Origin of the sequence: uncultured Alistipes sp. (assembly GCF_902388705.1) — a bacterium.
GTDB lineage: Bacteria > Bacteroidota > Bacteroidia > Bacteroidales > Rikenellaceae > Alistipes.
This window is the reverse complement of record NZ_CABMQJ010000042.1, coordinates 1-18,856: the sequence shown is the minus strand read 5'-3', so window position 1 is coordinate 18,856 and position 18,856 is coordinate 1. Positions and strand designations below refer to the sequence as shown.

Genomic DNA, 18,856 nt, shown 5'->3' with positions numbered 1-18,856 from the left:
TTCCAGCCTGTGCAGCCGGCAGCCGGGTATCGTCCCGCGCCGCGTTTCCAGCAACCCGCACAGGCGGCTGCGCCTGTTGCTTCGCAGCCGGCCGGTAATGAAGAGGCTTTGCCGGAGAGGGATCAGGAGCCCGCTCCGGTGATTGAACCCAAGCGTAAGCGCGATTGGGGCTCGATTTTCCAGAAGACTTTCGACAAAATCAACAAGAGCTTCACCGCCGCCGAGGACGAGGAGATTTAGTGACGACTGCCCGCGCGTATTCCGGTTGAATCGCCGGTCGCCTTGCGGCAAACCGTTCCCGAGGGTTCGGGGATGGACAGATTAGCAAACACGGCTGAATGCCGCGATAACGCCGCCCGGCTGTGGGAGCGGCAAATTTTCAGGTAGTTAGGATAAAAAGGAATTAACGATATGACAGACGAATTGATGTCGGAGATCAAAGCCCCGAAAACGGACGGTTCGATCATCATGGTGGTGGGCGTCGGCGGTGCCGGCGGCAATGCCGTGAACCACATGTGGAACCTGGGCATCCGGGGCGTGACGTTCATGGTGTGCAATACCGACCAGCAGGCGCTCGACAAGAGTCCTGTGGAGTTGAAGATACGCCTCGGGGCGGAGGGCCTCGGGGCAGGAAACGATCCCGAGAACGGCCGCCGCGCCGCGGTCGAATCGCTGCCCGAAATCCGCCAGCACCTCGAGGAGTCGGGTACGCGCATGCTCTTCATCACGGCCGGTATGGGCGGCGGTACGGGTACGGGCGCCTCGCCCGTCATCGCCAAACTGGCCAAGGAGATGGGGCTGCTGACCGTGGCCATCGTCACCTCGCCGCTGGCCGTCGAGGGGAAGATTCGCTACGAGCAGGCTTTCCGCGGTATCGAGGAGTTGCGCCAGAATGTCGATTCGCTGCTGATTATCAACAATGAAAATATACTGGAGATTTACGGGCGCCTCTCGCTCAAACAGGCGTTCGGCAAGGCCGACGACATCCTGTGTTCGGCGGCGAAGGGCATTGCCGAGATTATCACCGTCGAGAGCGATTTGGTGAACGTCGACTTCGCCGATGTTTCGAAGGTGATGCGCGACAGCGGCCGCGCCCACATGGCCGTGGCTACGGCCGAGGGCGACAACCGCGCCGAAACGGCTGCCGAGGCGTCGCTGCGTTCGCCGCTGCTGGATCACAACCTGATTTCGGGCGCCAAGAACATCCTGCTGAACATCTCCGTGTCGAATGCCGATTCGCTGATGTACGAGGAGGTGGTGCGCATCCTGGAGTACATTCAGTCGCATGCCAGCGTGCAGGACGAAAACGGTGTGATTCACAATGCCAACATCATCTGGGGTACGAGCGAAAAGCCCCAGCTGGGCAACGCCATCGAGCTGGTGGTGGTCGCCACGGGATTCGAGGGCGACGCTTCCGCAGGGGTGATGAAGCAGATTATTCCCCCGGTGCGTGCCGTCGAGCCGGTGAAAGACCCCGTCACCCCCGTATTGGAGCCCATTAAGCCCGTCGTTCCGCCCAAGGCCGCGCAGCAGCGTCCTCCCGAACAGGTGATGCTCGGGGCCAAGTCGACCCGCTATAACAACATCGATTTGCTGTTGAGCAAGCCGGCCTACCAGTCGCGCAACTCGAAGTTCATCGTACAGATGCCCGGCGGACGCAAGGAGGTGCTGCGCGAGGAGGCCGAAAGCAGCCAGCAGGCACCCGATTCGCAGGGCGGATCGCTTTTTGATTAACTAATCGACCGTCGGTTTGGAGAGTACAAGTTCGTGGATTACGTTTAACGGATTTTCAGGCCATATCGCCGTGCTGTGCACGGTGACGTTGGGCTTGCTGTGTGTTTCAGCGCTCGTGTCGGGGGCTGAAACTTCGTTTTTCTCGCTGTCCCACAACGATATACGGCACCTGCGCAAGCGGGCGACCGCTTCGGCCGAAGCGGTGCTGCGCCTGCTCACTAACGTCGATTTGCTGCTGGCGACGATTCTGGTGGTCAACAACCTGGTCAATATCTGTATCGTCATCCTCACGGCCGGTATCATCGACTCGCTTTTCACGTTCCTGCGGTTCGAGTTCCTGTTCAAAACCGTGCTGGTGACTTTCCTGCTGCTGCTCTTCGGCGAGATCCTGCCCAAGGTGCTGGCGCAGACCATCCCCGTGCGCTTCGCGCAGTTCGCGGCGCGGCCGCTTACGGTGCTGCGGTGGATTTTCTATCCGATTTCTTATGCCCTCGTGCGGACGAGCAGCCGCATCAGCGAAAAGGCGGCGCACAAGAGCGAGATTTCGCTCGACGAGCTGGCCGACGCGGTGGATATGACCCAGAGTTCGAGTCCCGAGGAGCATGGCATGCTGTCGGGAATCGTCAACTTCGTCAATACCGAAGTGCAGGAAATCATGAAACCCCGTGTCGACATTACGGCGCTCGACATGACCGACGACTACGAAACGGTCAAAAAGACGATTATCGAATCGGGTTTCTCGCGCATCCCGGTTTACGAAGAGGATGTCGACAACATCCGGGGTACGCTCTATGTCAAAGACCTGCTGCCTTATATCAACCACGGCAACGAGTTCGGGTGGCAGCAGCTTATGCGCAAGCCCTATTTCGTTCCCGAACACAAGAAAATCAACGACCTGCTGGAGGATTTCCAGTCGAACAAGGTGCATATGGCCATAGTCGTCGACGAGTACGGCTCGACACTGGGACTGGTGTCGCTGGAGGATATCATCGAGGAAATCGTGGGCGAGATTTCGGACGAAAGCGACGCCGACGAGAGTTTCTACACGCGCATCGACGCAAAGAGTTACGTCTTCGACGGCAAGAGCCATCTCGGGGATTTCGAGCGCGTGCTGGGACTCGACGAGGGAACATTCTCCGACGTTAAGGGCGAGGCCGAAACCCTCGCGGGGCTGATGCTCGAACTCAAGCGCGACTTCCCCCGCAAGGGCGATCTCTTCACGTCGCACGACATTCGTTTTACGGTGCAGGAGGTCGACGGGCACCGGGTCGACAAAATCCGCGTGGACTTACCGGCATGAGGGCACTCTTCATAGAGCCGCCGATGGCCGAGGCCGATGCCGCCCGGTGGGTGACGGCGGAGGAGTTCGCCGCGGCGCAGGGCTTTCTGCGGGAACACCGCCGCAGGGAATACCTTACATGGCGCGCCATCGTGCGCCGTGCGCTCGGCCCGGATGTGCAGATCGGCTACAACGGCCACGGGGCGCCCGTCGTCGGGGACGGCAGGGCCTGTATCGGGGTGTCGCACTGTGCGGGCCGCGTGGCGGTTTGCGTTTCCGATGCGCCGTGCGCCGTGGACATCGAACCCGAATCGCGGGATTTCAGCCGGGCCCTGCCGCGCTACATGTCCCCGCAGGAACAGGCGTTGTCTTCCGATCCGCTGCTTCCGGCCGTCGTGTGGTGTGCCAAGGAGGCGCTTTATAAGTATGCCGGGCGCCCGGGACTGGATTTGCTGGACGATTTGCATGTAGACGCGGTGGATTTCGAAGCGGGTACGGTTGCCGGACATATCGGAGGGGAGGAACCCGTCGGTCTTTCCCTGCGCCGCAGCGACGGCTTTATCATCGTATATATTATGTAATCCGGGTGTTGTGCGCCCTGCTGATATACAAAAGTCCCCGCTTTGGCGGGGACTTTTTTCGTATCGGGAGCCGCGTTCCCGGGAGCACGGGCCGGAAGAGGCCGGGGCGGGCGGACAGGGAGCTAACGGAGGATGCGGGGGCGGAAGGCCGGCGGAATCAAGGCCGGGCGGTTGCAGCAGGACGGAGGGCGTGAAATCCGGAGCCGGGCATATGCAGCGGGCGGGAGATGCTGATGAGAGCCGGTCAGGCAGGGCCGGGACGGAGAATAGTGAAACCGGGGTACGGCTCCGGAACCGCTGCGGAGGCGCCGGGTAAATAGGAAGTGCGAGTTCGGGAGCGGGGAACTATGCGGCGGATTTGCCGCGGGGACTGCTGATGCGGTGCAGGTGGCGGGTGGTTTAGAACGCTTCCGAGGCGGTAAAGAGGAATGCCGAGGAGCGTTTGCGGTCCCACGGGAGGTTCTGGTTGCCGTAGACGCCCCAGCCGTAGTCGAGGCGGATGTTCATGCGGTTTTTGAATTCGAACCGGTAGCCGCAGCCGAAGCTGTAAAGGGTGTTGTCCCAGCGGAATTTGTCGGTCCCCCAGACCTGTCCGCCGCCGATCCAGGCGGCGATGCCGTGGCGGCGGTAGATTTTCTGCCGCAGTTCGACCTGCGTTTCGATTAACCGTTTGTCGCGGTAGCGCCCCTCATAGTAGCCGCGCATGCGCTCCATGCCGCCGAGTTTGGCGTACATGTGCCATGACGGGGTGCCGGCCGTGAAGTCGGCGTAGAGGTCGTAAGCCAGGATGGCTCCTTTCCAAAGTTTCCGGTAGAAGTCGAACGTCAGCGTGAAGCGTCCGAAGTTGCGGCGCGTGTTGCCCAGCCACTCGGGGTACCATTTGGCCTCGGCCTTGATGAAGACGCCTTTCGAGGCGTTGAACGTCACGTCGCGCGTATCGTATTGTGCGAAAAGGCCGATGTTGGTGTTGAACGCATTGGGCTTGTCGCCCGTGCGTGCGATATAGTTCGAAAACGGATCCTGTTTTTCGGGGTCGTAGCGGCCTTGCTGCAGGAGCGTATAGAGTTCGCCGATTCTGCCGCCCGGAACGGGATTTCCGGCATCTACGTCGGCCTTGATTTTATTCATATGTTCGACCATGCCGCTGTCTTTGTAGCGTGCGGCTGTGTAGTCGATGCCTCCGCTCACGCCGATGTAGAAACGTCCGACGAGCGACGTGCAGTAGGAGATGCGGAAGAGCCCCATTGTCGTGGTCAGATCCTGTGCGTAGCCTTCGGCGCCGTCGGCGTGGCCTACGCCGTAGAAAGCGCCGGGGAAGTATACGAATGCCCCGGCATAGCTCAACCGCTGTTTGTTGTGGTTGAAAATATTGTCGCCCGAGAAACGCAGCAGGACGAATTTCTCGGTCGTGAAGTTGCCGTAAATCGAGATGTTGGAGGGAGCCGTAATCGAGTCCGTACGGTCGAGGCGGTAGAGGCCCGCCACGAGGAATCCGAGTCCGAAGCCTACGTCGGACGAATAGTTGGGGCCCGGGGCGATGCTCCAGTCGATTTTCTTTTCGAACGTGCGGTCGATGTTCGAGCGGCTGTAATAGTCGATGATGCGGCGGATGAATCCTTTGCGCTGTGCCGGGGAAGTGAGTGCGGCGGTGTCTGCGGAGCGTGCCGCGGGGTGCGCTTCCGCCCTGCCTATCTGGGACAGGGCCTCCTCGGTCGACGGAAATGTTTTCATTTCCGTTCCGGGTTGCTGGGCAGCGGCTGCGTATGCAGACAGCAACAGGCAGGTCGTGAGGAGGATTTTATATCCCTTATTCATGGGTCGTTGGGTCAAAAACGGTTCAAAGATAGGAATTATTTTCTTTTTGCGCAAAATGGCCAGCGAATGGCAGCGGGGTATTCCCGGTTCGGGGAATAATTCCTACCTTTACGGCAGTAGCGTCATGCTTTCCGGGACGAAGATTGGTTTTAAGATGGGGCGCTTATCCCATATGCTGCTTCCCGGCACCCGAAAGTGCGGTCGAATAGTCGGCGATTCTGCGGCCGGAGCGGCGGCGGAATCGGTTGTCGGACGGTTCGCGTTCCGGAGACCGGAGGAATGGGCCGTACCGGAGGCCGGCGGATGCCGCTATAACCCTGAAAAGATGATCAACTATGAAAATTACTAGACCCCTGCCCGCACCCGATGCGGTGGAATACGACGACGCATCGGTGCTTTTTGATAGGGAGGAGATTACGGGCGGGCTTTTCCGCGGCCTGATTGTTACGGCCCTCGAGCGCGATCATGTCTGGATACAGTCGTGCCGGTTCAGCGGCTGCCTGTTTCCCGCGTGCACGCTGCACAGTTCGCATTTTACCGATGTGACGTTCCGCAACTGCGATTTCTCGAATGCGGACTTCTCCGGTTGCAGTTTCCAGCGGGTGGAGTTCCTGGAGTGCAAGCTCGTGGGGGCGAACCTTTCGGAAGCGACGATGCAGCATGTAGCGTTCGAGCGTTGCAAGGCCGGGTTCGCGAACTTCGCGCTGGGACGGCTGCGGTACGTCGGATTCGCGCGGGGTGTGATGCGGAGTGCTGTTTTCGACGAGTGCAGGTTCGAAAACGTGGTGTTCTCGCGCTGTGACCTTACGCAGGGCGAATTCCGCGGAACCCGTTTGCGGGGGCTTTCGCTCGCCGATTCGGATATTCGGGGCCTGCGTGTCGGGGAAGTGGATTCGTTCGAGTTGAAAGGATTGAAAATTAATGCGTTGCAGGCTGTAGACCTCGTGCGTATGCTGGGTGTCGAGATAGAGGATTAACGGCTTTATTCAAAAAATTTACATATTTCTTAAAAATTCTTAATAAAATATTTGGAAGTTTGCCTTTTCGGTATTACTTTTGCCCTGTCTTAAATGATAAAATATTTTAATAATTATTTAAAATTATTTAGTATGAAGGCAAAGATTAATGAGTGGTTCCGTACCGCCCTGATTATGTTAGGAGAGAGCATCAAACTGCGTGAGATGTAAAAATCTCCTTTTTATTTCGGAAAGAGTTAAAACTTCGATAAATGAAAGCGGCCCGACTATACTGTCGGGCCGCTTTTGGTGTTTTTGCCTGCTTCGGGCGTCGTGCCCGCATAGGCCGGGGTTGTGCCGGTGGTGGCATGTGCCGGCTGGAGCCGCCTGCCTGTGCGGGGCGGGTGTTTTAGGTTGAGCGGTGTCCGGCAGCGAGTTTTGCGTCTGCCGGCACGTGCCTGTCCGGACAGCGTGTATTAGGCCTGCCGGAGCCTCTTGTGCGGAGTCAGGCAGCGAGTTTTGCGTCTGCCTGCACGGGCCTGTGTCCGGACAGCGTGTATTAGGCCTGCCGGAGCCTATTGTGCGGAGTCCGTCAGCGAGTTTTGCGTCTACCTGCACGGGCCTGTGTCCGGACAGCGTGTATTAGGCCTGCCGGAGCCTATTGTGCGGAGTCAGGCAGCGTGTTATTGTGTTTGCCGGAACGCTCCGGGCGGTGCGATGCGTTTTATATCAGCCGGGGCAGGTGCGTTGTCCGGGTTGTCCGGGTTGTCGCCTCTATGTGCCGGGGGATTGTATTTGCGAATGCCGGGCAGTACAGTCGGTGTGCACTATCCTTTCGGGGATATGGTATTACGGCCGATATCTGCGAAAAAACACCGCTCGGTACTACGGGGTTTCCGGGTGTACCGAGCGGTGTTATATGCGTGATGCCGAGCCGTGTGCCCGGGCTGGCGCCGTATGAAGGCTTATTTAATTCCCAGTTTCTTGGCGATTTCCTTGGGCAGGGCGTGTTTGTTGACCATGGCCGAGATGGTTTTGTACGCGACGAACGGCCGCGAGAAATACCAGTAGCCGGCATAGGGAGGACGTACGTCCCACGAATTTTTGACCTTGTAGTAGCGGTTGCCGTTCTGGTCGACGGCCGTGCCGACGATCTGCATGCCGTGGTCGTCCGTAGTTTCGTAGTTGTCGAAAGCCTCCTGGCGCATCTGCTGCGTGATGGTGCGCTCCTTGCCCGGTTTGTCGAACTTGTAGAGCGCCTCGTCTTTCTCTTTCTGGGTCAGTTTGCCCCAGCGCTCGGCTTCGGTTCCCGCCATGCCCTCGATGTCGGCTTCGGGAATGATGCCGATGGCTTTGGTGCGGCTGAAGCCCTTTTCGCTCACATCCGTGCCCCAAGCGAGGGTATAACCGTTCTCGAGCGCATTGTCGATAACGGCCATCATCTCGTCGAGCGGCAGGTTATAGACCGTATCCCAGTCCCAGTTGTCGGGTACCTCCATGATGAACTCGGTGTAAAACGGATGGTGGGTGAACGAGCTGATTTCGATATAGTCATCGAGGTCGATTGGCAGCGAAGCGGCGTAACTTTGCGGGGTGTACTCCTTGCCGCCGACCGTGAATTTTTCGGGCATCGCGCCGAAGTAGGCGTCGAGGATGCCGTTCAGGCCCTCCTGCCAGGCTGTGGTGAGCTTGCTGTCTTTCTTGTCGCCCGACTTGATGACCGCATCGGCATAAGCCTTGATTACGGCGTCGATTTCGTCGAACTGCGGTTTTTGGTAGCCGTAGTTCAGGCCGGGATAAACCTCTTCGGGGACGATGCCGTAGCGGCGTATGCCGTTGATGACGTCATGCGACTGGCCGCCGACGGCGAGGTTCAGGCTGCCGTGCAGGCGGACGTACTTGATTGCCTTTTCGAAGTAGATGTTGCGTACGATCCACATCTCCGAGAGGTCTAATTCGGGGCCGCCGGCGCGCAGGATTTCACTCTCCAGGAACGAGAGCGTCGAGAAGCACCAGCAGGTGCCGCTGCGGCTCTGGTCTTTGACCGGGGTGGCCGGGAGTATCTTGATGTCGGTGAACTGGTATCCCTCCGGCTGGGGCGCCGTGTCGGGAGTCTGTGCCGCGGCCGCGAGTGCGGTGCAGCATACGAAAGCTGTGAGCAGAAGTTTTTTCATTGCCGTGCGGTTTGTGGTTTGTGGGTTGGTTATTTTTTCGAGTTGGCGACGATTTTCAGGCAGTCGTCGAGCGTCAGTTCCTCGGGCTTGGCGCCTTTCGGCAGCCGGTAGTTCTTGCCTTTATAGGCGATATAGGCCCCGTAGCGGCCGTTTTTGACCAGCATGTCGGCGTCTTCGGGGAAGCTGCGCAGCGGGGTGTTGGCCGCAGCCGCGGCCGCCTGCTGTGCGCGGACGATTTCCACGACGCGCTCGTAGGTGAGCGTGTAGGGATCGTCGCCTTTCTGCAGCGAGGCGAACGATTTGCCGTAGCGTACGTAAGGGCCGTATTTGCCGATGCCGACCGAAAGTTCCTCGCCGTCGAGCTGACCCAGGTCTCGGGGCAGCGCGAAGAGCGCCAATGCCTCGTCGAGCGTGATCGACTCGATGAGCTGGCCTTTCTTGAGCGAAGCGAAGCGGCCTTTCTGGCCCTCCTCGCCTTCGATTTCGACCATCGGGCCGTAGCGGCCGATGCGCGCCTTGACGATGTGTCCCGTCTTGGGGTCGTTGCCCAGGATGCGGGCCTGGCTCTTCTTGTCGGTCTGCGTGCCGATGGCCGTGTCGACCATCTGGTGGAACGGGCCGTAGAACTCCCGGATCATCTTCTCCCACGTGATGTCGCCGTCGGCGATGCGGTCGAACTCCTTCTCGACGTTGGCCGTGAAGTTGTAGTCCATGATGGGCTTGAACTGCGTCTCGAGGTAGTCGTTCACGACCATGCCGATGTCCGTCGGCGAAAGCCGGTTCTTCTCCTTGCCGTAGTTCTCGGAGAGATTTTTCGTCGCCAGCTTGTCGCCCGTGAGCGTCATCTGCACGTAGTTGCGCTTCTGTCCCTCCTTATTCTGCTTGACCACGTAGCCGCGGTTGATGATTGTCGTGATCGTAGGGGCGTAGGTCGAGGGGCGGCCGATGCCCAGCTCCTCGAGGCGCTTGACGAGCGAAGCCTCGTTGTAGCGGGCCGGAGCCTGCGTGAACCGCTCCGTAGCGGTAATCTGGGCCGGAAGCACCTGGTCGCCTTTCGCCATTTTGGGCAGCAGTCCTTCGCCGCTTTCGGCGGCCTGGTCGTCGTCCGTCGATTCGGAGTAGAGGCGCAGGAAACCGTCGAAACGGATGACTTCGCCCGTGGCGATGAATTGCTGGGACGAGCCCGACATGTCGATTACCACCGTCGTGCGGTCCAGTTCGGCGCAGACCATCTGCGAGGCTACCGTGCGTTTCCAAATCAGGTCGTAGAGTTTCTTCTCGGCCGGGGTGCCTTCGATTGACAGGCGGTCGATGTACGACGGACGGATGGCCTCGTGCGCCTCCTGTGCGCCCTTGGTCTTGGTTTTGTAGTTGTGCCACGACGAATATTTCTCGCCGTAGAGTTTCGTGATTTCCTCCTTGCACTGGGCCAGCGCCTGCTTGGAGAGGTTCACGGAGTCGGTACGCATGTAGGTGATAAGACCCTGCTCGTAGAGGTGCTGGGCGACGGACATGGTCTGCGAAACCGACATGCCCAGTTTGCGGCCTGCCTCCTGCTGGAGCGTCGAGGTCGTGAACGGCGGTGCGGGGAAGCGCTGTGCGGGTTTCTCCTCGGCTTTCGACACGGTGAATGTGGCGCCGATGCAGCTGCGGAGGAACTCTTCGGCCTGCGCTTCGGTTTCGAAACGCGACGACAGTTCCGCCTTGAAGAGGGTCTTGTCGGGATCGCCTGCGGCGTGGAACTGCGCCACGACGCGGAAATAGGGGGCCGAACGGAATGCGATGATTTCGCGTTCGCGCTCGACGATCAGCCGTACGGCGACGCTCTGTACGCGGCCTGCCGAGAGCGACGGGCGCACTTTTTTCCACAGCACGGGCGAGAGCTCGAAGCCGACCAGACGGTCGAGGATGCGGCGCGCCTGCTGGGCGTTCACGAGATCCATGTTGACTGTGCGGGGGCTCTCGATGGCTTCGAGGATCGCCCGCTTGGTGATTTCGTGGAAGACGATACGCTTGGTATTTTCGACGGGGAGTCCCAACACTTCGGTCAGGTGCCATGCGATGGCTTCTCCTTCGCGGTCTTCATCGGACGCCAGCCAGACGGTCTTGCTTTTGGCCAGTTTGGTCAGCTCGTCCACCACCTTTTTCTTGTCGCCCGGGATTTCGTACACGGGCCTGAATCCATCGCCGATATTGATTCCCAAATCTTTTTTCGAGAGGTCGCGGATATGCCCGAAACTCGATTTTACGATGTAGTCCTTGCCGAGGAATTTCTCGATGGTTTTTGCCTTGGCCGGGGACTCGACGATTACTAAATTTTCCTGCATGCGTTCTTTATCTCTTTTCTGAAATGCGAAAACCTAAGCATGGCACTTAGGTTTCGCGTTTCTTGCTTTTGGTTCCCTATTTTATCAGGTTGTAGGCGAGGTCGATTTTAATCGGGACCATCTCCCTGGTCAGCGAGCCGTCGATTGGGGTCATGCCGCGCATTACGCTGTAAGCCTGTGTGTAGAGGCTGTATGCCTCGGGCCCCAAATAGATTGTGCGGTTCTTGATGTTGTCCTTGAAATCATCCCATTGGGCGCCTTCGCCGCCGGCCTCCCGTTTGGCCTTCAGGTAGTTGTTCCACAATCCCTGGACGAAAGCCGTGATGTCCATTTCGTAGCATCCGCGGCTGCGGTTGATGTAGCCGCCGTACGAAAGGGTCGTATTGTAACTCTGCTCGTAGGCATAGGCGTAGTCGGCGATGCCGGAGAGTGTTTTGAAATCGGTGTAGAGGCCCAGCCGGGTCTGCGATGCGTCCATCTGCCCGATCAGGTGGGGAATGTTGTTCAGGTTCTGCCAGTCGTAGTTGCTGCCGTCGAAATAGATGGACATCTTGGCCTGGCTGACGGCGAGCGTCGTGAACACCTCGTCTTTTATGTCGTCGGGGTCTACGTAGTCGTTGCCCGCCACGATTTCGGCTTCCAGTGCGTCGAAGAACTCCTTGGTGAACGTGAACTCGGTCACCACGCCGCCCATGCCGGCGACATAGACCTGCGAACTCAACGGACGGTCTTCGTTGGTTTCGGCCGCATCGGCGATTTCGAACTTCTGCGCAGAGGTCGCCTTCGTGTAGTCGTGGCGAATCGTGTTCACCGAAACGTTGCCGTATTCGGAGGAGGATTCATAGAAGTAGTAGACCATGCCGATCGTATCCTTGATGAGCGTCGGGTCGTCCTTCACGCGGTTGCGTGCGTAGACCGAAAGTCCCGAGGCTTCGAGCGACGTGCCGTAAATGTTTCCTTTGCCCGGCGTGGTCTGGTCTTCGGCGGAAACGATGTAAAGCCCTTTGAACTCTTCGACCCATTGTTCGAGGCTGTCGACGCTGTAAATCGAATAATCGCCTTTGTATTTGCCCTCCTGGAGCATCAGGCGGTCGATGAATTCACGGCCGTAAGTGGTCGGCTCCAGCGTCACCGCAAGGGTTGACGGGCCTTTGTCGCCGCCGAGCGTGAACGTGAAGAGCGGACGGGTCTTGTCGTAAAGGCCCTCCTTTTCCGGATTGAAATTGAGGTAGAAGACCGTATCCCTTTCCGTCTTACCGGGTGCAACGGGTTTCTCGGTCAGGTAGTCGTTGCTCAAAACCTCGTAAACGGCGAACTTCTGCACGGTCGTGGTATCGCTGCCGTAGCTTTCAATCGAAAGCAGCAGCTGGGCCGAGTCGAAAATCGGTTTGTAGCCGAAGTAGCCCGAGTCCACCTTGTAATAGTTGAGGTACTGCGTCAGGAACCCTGCCGAGCGCAGGCCGAACGTGTCGTTGAGCATCGAACCCATATACCCGTAGGAGAGGTTCGACGCGACAATCGAGTCGGTCTGGAACAGCCGTGTTTCGATGTAGCGCTTCGGGTTGAGTTCCCCCGTGAGCGTCTGGGCGGCGAGCGACGTGAAACCCGCCCGCATCTGCTGGTTGTCCGGCACGAGGTTCGAACCCAGCGTGTCGTCCACCTTGGTGCAGCCCGCGAGCGTCATGGCGACGGCTGCCGCCAGGATGGCGGCTGCGCCCAATACGCGGCGGAAGTTATTGAATTGCTTCATAGAATCGGTTGTAATTATCGAAAAAGTCCGGTGCCTCGGGCGACTGGTATTCGAGCATCGGTTTTCCGCTTGCGCGGGCGATTTCCAATACCTTGGCATCGACATCTGCGGAAGCTGCGACCACACCGTCGGCATATTCCATAACGAAACGGCAGAGGTTTTCGTATGACGGAGTATCGAGAATTGCGAGATTTTTATCTTTCATGCCCTCGCCGGCGATTTTCATGCCGAACTCCTTGTCCAGTTCGCCGGGGAATCCGTCGCCGTAAAGCGACACGACTATCTTGACGTTGCGGAAGATGGGGTCGTCGGCGAAGACCCGTTTCAGGTAGACCGGAACCACGCTCGAAAACCAGCCGTGGCAGTGGACGACGGTAGGTGTCCAGCGCAGTTTCTTGACCGTTTCGAGCACGCCGCGCGCGAAGAAAATCGCCCGTTCGTCGTTGTCGGGGAACTGCGCCCCCGCATCGTCGGTCAGGACGGCCTTGCGCGAGAAGTAGTCGTCGTTGTCGATGAAATAGATCTGTACGCGCGCTGCGGGAATCGACGCCACCTTGATGATGAGCTGGTGGTCGTTGTCGTCGATGATGAGGTTCATTCCCGAAAGGCGGATTACCTCGTGCAACTGGTGCCGGCGTTCGTTGATGCAGCCGTAACGCGGCATGAACGTACGGATTTCATTGCCACGCTCCTGCATGGCCTGCGTGAGCGTGCGGCAGAGCGCGGAGCCCTCCGTTTCGGGGAGATAGGGGGTAATCTCCTGACAGACGTACAGAATCTTGCTTGCCATGGTTCGAGTTTTTTAGCTGTGGACTTTTCTTCCGTTTTCTGTGCGCGGGGCGGTTCGGACGGAGCCGGATGCACCTCCGTGTGGTGAAAACGTTCGGGGTCTATTGTGCAAAGATACGAAAAATTTCTTAAAGAATGAGCATCGCGTCGCCGTAAGTGCCGAATCGGTATCCCTCTTCTTTTGCGACCTTGTAGGCGTTCATGACCGTATCGTAGCCGCCGAACGCCGCCACCATCATCAACTGCGTGGAGTAGGGCAGGTGGAAGTTGGTCACCATGGCGTCGGCCACGGTGAATTCGTAAGGGGCGAAGATGAACTTGTTGGTCCAGCCCTCCATCGGCTTGATCATGCCGTTGGTCGAGACCGCTGTTTCGATGGTGCGCATGACGGTCGTGCCGATGGATACCACTTTGCGGCCCTCCTGTTTGGCCTGGTTCACCGCGGCGGCGGCCTGGTCCGTCACGAAGAACTGCTCGGAGTCCATCTTGTGCTTCGAGAGGTCTTCGACGTCGACCGTGCGGAAATTGCCCAGTCCCACGTGCAGGGTGATGAACGTCCGGTCGATGCCTTTGATCTCCATGCGCTTCATCAGGTGCTTCGAGAAGTGCATGCCGGCCGTCGGCGCAGCCACGGCGCCCTCGTGCTCGGCGAAAATCGTCTGGTAGCGTTCGGCGTCTTCGGGCTCTACCTTTTCGCGCACCCACTTGGGCAGCGGGGTTTCGCCCAGACTGAAGAGCGCCTGCTTGAACTCGTCGTACGAGCCGTCGAAGAGGAACCGCAGCGTGCGGCCCCGCGAGGTGGTGTTGTCGATCACTTCGGCCACCAGCAGGTCGTCGTCGCCGAAATAGAGCTTGTTGCCGATGCGGATTTTACGGGCCGGGTCCACCAGCACGTCCCACAGCCGGAGTTCGCGGTTGAGTTCGCGCAGCAGGAAAATCTCGATTTCCGCGCCCGTTTTTTCCTTGTTGCCGTAGAGGCGGGCCGGGAATACCTTGGTGTCGTTGAATACGAACAGGTCTTTTTCCCCGAAGTACTCGATGACGTCCTTGAAAATGCGGTGCTCAATGGTGCCTTTGGCGCGGTTGATAACCATCAGGCGCGAGTCGTCCCGGTTTTCCGCAGGGTGTTTCGCCAGCATTTCGGGGGCGAATTCGTACCCGTATTGTGATAATTTCATAGGTGAAAATCCTCTTTTTTACGTTCAAATAAACAACACAGATTATTTTCTATACGCAAAAAAGCCTATTTTGTTTCAGTTTCCTGCAATTTTTTCAGGAAGTCGTCCAGTTCCCCGGCTTTGTCGAGGGTGAAACCGCCGCTGCGCGTACGGCGCAGCGCGGTCAGGTGCGCCCCGCTTTCGAGCGCCTGCCCGATTTCGTGGGCCAGCGAGCGGATGTAGGTGCCTTTGCTGCAGCGTACCCGGATGCGGAGGTGCGGCAGGTCGCACTCCAGCAGTTCCATCTCGTAGATGTTGACCAGCGCCTTGCGCATCTCGACCTGCTCGCCGGCGCGGGCCAGTTCGTAGGCGCGTGTGCCGTCGATTTTCTTGGCCGAGTAGACGGGCGGCGACTGCAGCCGCTCGCCCGTGAGCGATGCGAGCGCTTCGAGCACCTTTTCGCGGGTGATGTGTTCCGTGGGGTAGGTCTGGTCGACAGGGTGCTCGAGGTCGTAGCTGGGGGTCGTGGCGCCCAGCATCACGTCGGCGACGTACTCCTTTTCTTCGGCCTGCAGGGCATCGACCATCTTGGTCGCGCGGCCGATGCAGACCAGCAGGATGCCCGTGGCCAGCGGGTCGAGCGTGCCGGCATGTCCGACTTTGATTTTCCGGTAGCCGAGTTTACGCAGCGCGAACTTGACTTTGCGAACCACGTCGGTCGAAGTCCAGCGCAGGGGTTTGTCCAGGACGGCGATATAGCCCTCTTCGAAGTTGATGCCCCGCAGGTCGAATGTCTCTTTCATCAGCAGAAATAACTTATGATGGATACGAGGCCGGCGACGGCGCAGTAGAGCGAGAACCAGATGAGTTTGCCGCGCTTGACGATTTCGATCATGAATTTGCAGGCGAGGCATCCCGTGACGAACGAGGCGAGGAATCCCGCCGCGAGGGTTCCGGTGGCGATGCCGGCGGTCAAATCGCCGCTTGCGGCCTCGAGCAGCGTTTCGCCCAGAATCGGCGCCAGCACCATCAGGAACGAGAACTGGGCCACGGCGGCTTTTTTGTTGCCCAGCAGCAGGCCCGTGGCGATGGTCGTGCCCGAACGCGAAAGCCCCGGCATGGCGGCGCAGGCCTGCGCCAGTCCGATGATAAAGGCGTCGCGGTAGGAGATTTTGTCTTTCCGGCGCGGTTTGGCGTAGTAGGCGAAGGCCAGCAGCGCGGCCGTCAGCAGCAGCATGGCGCCCACGATTACGAGGATGCAGGGGGCGTCGAGCATGGCGTTGATACGGTCTTTGAAAAGGAATCCGACGATTCCGATCGGAATCATCGAGAGGACGAGTTTGAGCACATAGGCCTGTTCGTCGTTGAAGCGGCGCGAGAAGAGCCCTTTCAACAGGCGCCATACTTCGCTCCAGAGCACGACGATGGTGCTCAACACGGTGGCGGCGTGCAGCGCCACGTCGAACGTGAGGTTCTCTTCGAGCTCGACGCCCAGCAGTTCCTTGGCGATTTGCAGGTGTCCGCTGCTCGAAACGGGCAGGAATTCGGTGATACCCTGCACGATGCCGAGCAGGATGGCTTGTAAGGTGTCCATATCGTATTAAGCGGGGTAGGTGCGGGCCGTTTCCCTTGCATGGCTTTCCCTGCGGCGCGGCGCGGGGCCGTGTCTGCGGGTGCTCCGTCCGCCCCAGCCGGGGTGGCGTTGCGGCGGAAAAACGGCTGCGTCGTTACTGTTTGTAGCGTTTCAGGATGGCGTATATCTCGATTACGAATCCGGCCACCACGAGGATCGGGGCCAGCGTGATGCGGCGCCAGGAGAACATGGCGTAGTTGAATTCGTCGGGCGAGTCGCTTCCGCCCCCGGCCATCAGTATGAAGCCCAGGAGGATGACGGCGAATCCGATAGCCAGCAGAATGTAGTTGCGGCGCGTCAGGGGCATGCGGGGATTCTCCTGTTCCGCCGGGTTGTTATTCGCTTTTTTCATTTAATAAAGGTATATCTTGTTAGACTTCATGTTGACGAATTTGTTGAGGGCAAAAATCGTGAAAAGCCCCGAGATGACGACGCCCCCTAGAATCATAGCGCCGAGGATGATGGCGATTTTACCCGCCTCGGCGATGGTCATCAATTCGGGAATCGCCTCGTTGAGGCCGTAGACCGCCAGGCCGAACAGGACGGAGGCGCCCAATCCGGCCAGGATGCCCTGCGTGACGCTGCTGCCGAGGAACGGCTTCATGATGAACCATTTGGTGGCCCCCACGAGTTTCATGGTGTTGATCAGGTAGCGTTTCGAGAAGATAGCCAGCCGGATGGTGTTGCTCAACAGAATCAGCGAGATGATGAGCAGCGCCCCGCCGAAAAGCAGCAGCACCAGCCGGATTTTGCCGACCGTGGCGTGCAGCCGCTCGGCCATCAGCGCCGGATAGCTGACCCGATCGACGCCGTCGATTTTCGAAATGCCGCCGATGAACGTGTCTATGAGCTCCTTGTCGGCCGAGGCGGCCGTGAGGGTCAGCTCGAACGAGTCGAGCAGCGGGTTTTCGCCCAGGATTTCCTCGAATTCGCTGCTTTCGAACATCTTGCGGAATTCGGCGTCTTCGATTTTCTCCTCCTTGGCCTGATAGGCGATTGTCGCGACCACCTCTTCGGCGGTGAGCCGTTTGTTGATGGCCTCTTTCTGTTCGTCCGAAAGACCGTTTTTCAGCTCCACGGTCACGGCAATACTCTCCTGCAGCGTATCGGCGACCTTCATCGCGGCCACCATCAGGTAGCCCACCGAACCCAGCAGGAACAGCACGAGCATGATGCTGACGGTCGATACGATGTAGGAGTTGCGGACTTTCCGCTTCAGTCGCTTGTCATCTTTCATAGCAGAAATGCTTTTTCGACGGCTTTTTCCCGTCGTTCGTTTCATTCACGGCATTCCGCCGTGTTTATAAGTCTGCCCCCCCCCGCCGAGGCGGGGACTTGCCCTGACGGGATTCGTCTTATTCGTCCGGAATATTCTCTTTCCTCTTTTGCCGAATCCAGGAGGCAATGGCAGCCGCGGCGCCGAGCAGGATTACGAGCGACGAAATGAGCGTGACGGCCTCGGCCGCCGTCCAGCCCGGGGCACGGAATTTCCATTCGACGGTATGCGCCCCGGCGGGCAGTTTCATGGCCCGCAGGATGTAGTCGGCCCGGAAGCTGGGCATCGCTTCGCCGTCGACGTAGGCTTTCCAGCCGTGGTCGTAGAATATCTCCGAGAAGACGGCCACAGCCTCTTCGGGGGTCGTATATTCGTATTTGAGGTAGTTGGGGCGGTACTCCGTGAGCGCGATGGAGCGCACGAGCGCCGTGTCCGCCTGGCCGCCCGCCTGCCACTCTTCGGCGAATGCCTTGTCGCCGGGGGTGGTGACGGCCGTTGTCTTGAGGTCGGTCTTTTCGAGCAAATCGATTTCCTGCTGCGGGGAGTCCGCCGCGACGATTTTGTCGACGAACCATGCCGCGCCGAAAGCTGTCGGTCGGCGTACGGCCTCGGGCTGTCCGTCGGCGCCCGGAACGATCAGGTAGCGGGTGTTGAGCATGTCGAGCACGGCGTCGTTGCGGTAGCTCAAATAACGGTCGATCAAATCCTGGTAACGGGCCAGCTTGGCGCCGTGGTAACCGCCGACGGAGCGGTGGAAATAGGAGGTCGTGGCGTCCTGGAACGGGCTGACCGTGAGGTTCATGACGCGGAATCCCGGCTCTTTGTCGGCCAGGATGGCCTTGTCGGCCGCCGTGGCCGTGATCTGGCGGCGGCGCGCCGAAATGAAGTTCTCGTGCGAGAGGAACCGCAGGTCGACGGGGACGAGGTCGAGCAGCATCACCGCGCCGAGCAGCGCCGTGAGGACGTATTTGTTGATTCTGCGCAGGGCGAACAGGGCGACGCCGCCCGCGGCCAGCAGAATCATCAGCAGCGAGCGCCATGCGTCGGCCTGCATCATCGAGGCGCGTTCGGCCGCCATGGCATTGGCCGTGGCGATGCCCATTTCGGCGTCCATACCCCGTTTGAGGTAGTCCTGCATGTTGTTGGCCTCGAACAGGTGGCGGAACTGTTCGGTCATCATCGAGGCGCTCTCCGCACGTCCGAAGTCGAAGAGCGAGCCGCCCGCGACGGCCAGCAGGAGGCAGAGCCCGCCCGTGATGCCCGCGGCCCAGGCCAGTGCCCGCAGCAGGCGTTCGCGCGGAATCTCGTCGCGCCACAGCCGCATCAGCGCCAATGCGCCCAGCAGCGGCACGGCCCATTGTACGACGACCAGGGCCATCGAAACG

Annotated in this window: 16 protein-coding genes and 1 pseudogene; 6 read left to right on the top strand and 11 right to left on the bottom strand. The window is 59.2% G+C overall.

Annotated elements, in window-relative coordinates:
- The 4 genes and pseudogenes from QZT71_RS09595 to QZT71_RS09580 form a co-directional block, all read left to right on the top strand.
- A pseudogene (locus QZT71_RS09595) lies at window positions 1–240 on the top strand (cell division protein FtsA); the annotation flags it as partial.
- Between the two features lie 171 nt (window positions 241–411).
- Window positions 412–1,734, top strand: coding sequence for a cell division protein FtsZ (gene ftsZ, locus QZT71_RS09590; RefSeq protein WP_295915535.1), 1,323 nt, complete (start codon window positions 412–414; stop codon window positions 1,732–1,734).
- A gap of 16 nt (window positions 1,735–1,750) precedes the next feature.
- The gene (gene gldE, locus QZT71_RS09585; RefSeq protein WP_295915533.1) at window positions 1,751–3,034 is read left to right on the top strand and encodes a gliding motility-associated protein GldE; all 1,284 of its coding nucleotides are present in this window, start codon (window positions 1,751–1,753) and stop codon (window positions 3,032–3,034) included.
- The gene (locus QZT71_RS09580; protein ID WP_295915531.1) at window positions 3,031–3,594 is read left to right on the top strand and encodes a 4'-phosphopantetheinyl transferase superfamily protein; all 564 of its coding nucleotides are present in this window, start codon (window positions 3,031–3,033) and stop codon (window positions 3,592–3,594) included. The genes gldE and QZT71_RS09580 overlap by 4 nt, the downstream gene beginning before the upstream one ends.
- Before the next feature lie 399 nt (window positions 3,595–3,993).
- Here the strand turns inward: QZT71_RS09580 and QZT71_RS09575 are convergent, their stop codons facing one another.
- Window positions 3,994–5,409: a BamA/TamA family outer membrane protein gene (locus tag QZT71_RS09575; RefSeq protein ID WP_363151020.1), complete on the bottom strand. Its 1,416-nt coding sequence runs from the start codon at window positions 5,407–5,409 to the stop codon at window positions 3,994–3,996.
- Here QZT71_RS09575 and QZT71_RS09570 point away from each other — a divergent pair.
- Together QZT71_RS09570 and QZT71_RS09565 are read left to right on the top strand one after the other, a co-directional pair.
- On the top strand, window positions 5,408–5,758 hold the full coding sequence (locus tag QZT71_RS09570; RefSeq protein ID WP_295915527.1) for a hypothetical protein: 351 nt from the start codon (window positions 5,408–5,410) through the stop codon (window positions 5,756–5,758). The two genes, QZT71_RS09575 and QZT71_RS09570, sit on opposite strands and share 2 nt — an antisense overlap.
- The gene (locus QZT71_RS09565; RefSeq protein WP_295915525.1) at window positions 5,745–6,386 is read left to right on the top strand and encodes a pentapeptide repeat-containing protein; all 642 of its coding nucleotides are present in this window, start codon (window positions 5,745–5,747) and stop codon (window positions 6,384–6,386) included. The genes QZT71_RS09570 and QZT71_RS09565 overlap by 14 nt, the downstream gene beginning before the upstream one ends.
- A 944-nt stretch (window positions 6,387–7,330) precedes the next feature.
- Here the strand turns inward: QZT71_RS09565 and QZT71_RS09560 are convergent.
- The 10 genes from QZT71_RS09560 to QZT71_RS09515 all read right to left on the bottom strand — a co-directional run.
- Window positions 7,331–8,539, bottom strand: coding sequence for a C1 family peptidase (locus QZT71_RS09560; protein ID WP_295915523.1), 1,209 nt, complete (start codon window positions 8,537–8,539; stop codon window positions 7,331–7,333).
- 29 nt (window positions 8,540–8,568) lie between these two features.
- Window positions 8,569–10,866 carry a type I DNA topoisomerase gene (topA, locus tag QZT71_RS09555; RefSeq protein WP_295915520.1) on the bottom strand — a complete coding sequence of 766 codons (2,298 nt, stop codon included), beginning with the start codon at window positions 10,864–10,866 and terminating at the stop codon, window positions 8,569–8,571.
- A gap of 76 nt (window positions 10,867–10,942) precedes the next feature.
- Entirely contained in the window at window positions 10,943–12,616 is a 1,674-nt protein-coding gene (locus QZT71_RS09550; RefSeq protein ID WP_295915519.1) for a DUF4270 family protein, read from the bottom strand.
- On the bottom strand, window positions 12,600–13,406 hold the full coding sequence (locus tag QZT71_RS09545) for a glycogen/starch synthase (RefSeq protein WP_295915518.1): 807 nt from the start codon (window positions 13,404–13,406) through the stop codon (window positions 12,600–12,602). Before QZT71_RS09545 ends, QZT71_RS09550 begins: the two co-directional genes overlap by 17 nt.
- A gap of 127 nt (window positions 13,407–13,533) precedes the next feature.
- Window positions 13,534–14,583 carry a tRNA preQ1(34) S-adenosylmethionine ribosyltransferase-isomerase QueA gene (gene queA / locus QZT71_RS09540; protein WP_295915516.1) on the bottom strand — a complete coding sequence of 350 codons (1,050 nt, stop codon included), beginning with the start codon at window positions 14,581–14,583 and terminating at the stop codon, window positions 13,534–13,536.
- Between the two features lie 65 nt (window positions 14,584–14,648).
- A complete protein-coding gene (gene truB, locus QZT71_RS09535) occupies window positions 14,649–15,365 on the bottom strand; it encodes a tRNA pseudouridine(55) synthase TruB (RefSeq protein ID WP_295915513.1) in 717 nt (238 codons plus the stop codon).
- The gene (locus tag QZT71_RS09530) at window positions 15,365–16,156 is read right to left on the bottom strand and encodes an undecaprenyl-diphosphate phosphatase (RefSeq protein WP_295915512.1); all 792 of its coding nucleotides are present in this window, start codon (window positions 16,154–16,156) and stop codon (window positions 15,365–15,367) included. The genes truB and QZT71_RS09530 overlap by 1 nt, the downstream gene beginning before the upstream one ends.
- A gap of 133 nt (window positions 16,157–16,289) precedes the next feature.
- The gene (locus tag QZT71_RS09525) at window positions 16,290–16,547 is read right to left on the bottom strand and encodes a DUF3098 domain-containing protein (protein WP_295915511.1); all 258 of its coding nucleotides are present in this window, start codon (window positions 16,545–16,547) and stop codon (window positions 16,290–16,292) included.
- Window positions 16,548–17,432, bottom strand: a complete 885-nt coding sequence (locus QZT71_RS09520) for a permease-like cell division protein FtsX (RefSeq protein WP_295915510.1) — start codon at window positions 17,430–17,432, stop codon at window positions 16,548–16,550.
- 118 nt (window positions 17,433–17,550) lie between these two features.
- On the bottom strand, window positions 17,551–18,856 hold a 1,306-nt coding region (locus tag QZT71_RS09515; RefSeq protein WP_295915509.1), incomplete at its 5' end, for a YfhO family protein.